Source organism: Klebsiella sp. JB_Kp042, assembly GCF_040065275.1.
Taxonomy (GTDB): domain Bacteria; phylum Pseudomonadota; class Gammaproteobacteria; order Enterobacterales; family Enterobacteriaceae; genus Klebsiella; species Klebsiella quasipneumoniae.
In genome coordinates this window covers 1-2030 of record NZ_JBEAJL010000068.1, presented here as the reverse complement: position 1 = coordinate 2030, position 2030 = coordinate 1, and the positions used below count along the sequence as shown (strand labels likewise).

The 2030-nt window shown below is 35.0% G+C and carries 1 protein-coding gene and 1 pseudogene; one reads left to right on the top strand and one right to left on the bottom strand.

What is annotated here, in order from left to right:
- Positions 1 to 55 precede the first annotated feature (55 nt).
- Positions 56 to 424 (top strand): annotated as a pseudogene (locus ABLV54_RS13165) (integrase); the annotation flags it as partial.
- 11 nt (positions 425 to 435) lie between these two features.
- Here the strand turns inward: ABLV54_RS13165 and ABLV54_RS13160 are convergent.
- Entirely contained in the window at positions 436 to 1341 is a 906-nt protein-coding gene (locus ABLV54_RS13160) for a hypothetical protein (RefSeq protein WP_231791926.1), read from the bottom strand.
- Positions 1342 to 2030 lie beyond the last annotated feature (689 nt).

The window sequence follows — 2030 nt, the reverse complement described above, 5'->3', positions numbered from 1 at the left end:
CGCTCCGGATGAATATGATGATCTCATATCAGGAACTTGTTCGCACCTTCCCTAGTTAAAGCAGATTAGTGGTGATAAAGAGCTGCTTTTTCCGGGGGATCACGATGCAACTATGGTCATGAGTGAAAACACGGTAAACAGTACATTACGTGCAATGGGATATGACACGAAAACCGAAGTCTGCGGGCATGGGTTCAGGACGATGGCGCGTGGTGCACTCAGTGAGTCAGGGTGATGGAGCGATGATGCGATAGAACGACAGTTGAGCCATTTAGAACGAAATAATGTGCGTGCTGAATATATTCATACCTCCGAGCATTTGGATGAACGTCAATTAATGGTGCAGTGGGGGGATTATTTAGACGAAAATAAACCACACCCGATAACAGCATTTGATTTTGCTAAAAGGATAAAAGAAGGATAGTGTATCCTTCATCATATTCTATTTTTTTTGTTTTCTTTTTTAAGTTGTCTATCTTTTAATTTGCTTGAAATAGGGCCTAGAATCTTATATTCAAAAAAACTTACTTTGGTTGCAATATATGGTTCGTTGTCTTGAGTGTTTAGAGGGTTTGAACGATGTTCAGAAACCTCGAAAATAATTAAATCATTAAATGTAATATTCCCTATGCTTTTTTGATGGTTTAAATATTCTTCAAGAGAGTTTTTGTTTTCAAGGCATTGTTTTGTTAAATTGAAGTTTTTGAATATTTTAATCTCGTAATCATTAGGTCTTATTTTTAAAACCTTATTTTCTTTTGAGGAGTAAATGAGATCAACAACGAACTTTATATTTTCACCAACCCATTCGTCTTTATACATTAGGGTGTTTGGATGTAATACAGCAACGGAATCATTTTTAAACATTTCAAGAATTGGATTCCACCGGTTTATAAAGCGAGGTACAACATATTTTCCTGTGCTAGTGGATAATACAATTCTTTTCTTGATTTTTTTATTTTTAAGTAAATTGTTAATATCTACGCGTGTCGATGAAACGGTATATCCTGTAATTGGTCCATATGCAATGCTTAATGTTTCATAAGCCTTTAGTATTAAAGGGCTTTCCTCGTAATCGGAAAGTTTTATATAATAGTTATAGCCAACTCTTAAATAAATAGAAAAGATGGTTATCGATCTATCTTTAATGTTTTCCAAGGTTACCGTACCCACGAAATCATCATGGCACTCAACGCTCGAGTTAATGCTAAAACCTCCTCTGATACCAATGCCTTCCTTGCGCAAATAATTTCGAACAGTAAAAAAAAGGGCTGTTAATGATAATGCAATGGCTATAACTGAAAGATAATTTTGAGGTGTTAAATTTAAACTGGTCATCATGTGCTGGTTGTGATAAAAGTAATTATAGTAATGTACATGCTCAACATTGTAAAATCAATAAAAAATATGCATTTAATAGTGCTAGCGAGTAGTAATGTTTTAATCATATTAAGATAATATAACGGTTTGTTGATAATAAAGAGGGGAGGGGGCTCCCCTCTTTATTATTTTCGACCCCTTTTTGTTCTTGTCGTTTGAAGGCTCAAGTAACTTCTTTCGTACATGTCTAAAATTGCGTTTAACGCATTATCTACAGCATCATGTTTCTCAGGGTTTCTAAGCTTACTTAAAAGCCTTGTAAAAAACTTATATGAAAGACGTATGATTAATTTATCATCAGTGCTATATATCTCTCGTACCCAATCAAGTTCGGGACCCGCTCTTAGAGCTTCTTCATTATCTCTAGTCACGATAAAACCTAACCGGCCATACATACTGTGTAAATAAGAAGACATTTGCCTATACTCATCTCTTCCTACAGATGCATAATTTTTCACTTCAAATACAACTTGTCTAACTCTATAATCTTTTTCAATTCGAGCCCATGCGTCTGATTTTCCTGTATTCGTTCCAACAATATCTCGCCTTTGGATAGCATCACCATTAACTTTCTTTTCAACATTACTTAAATGTCCAGCTTTGTTGAATAAATCGAACTTTTGCTGAGTTGAAGGATCAGATCACGCATC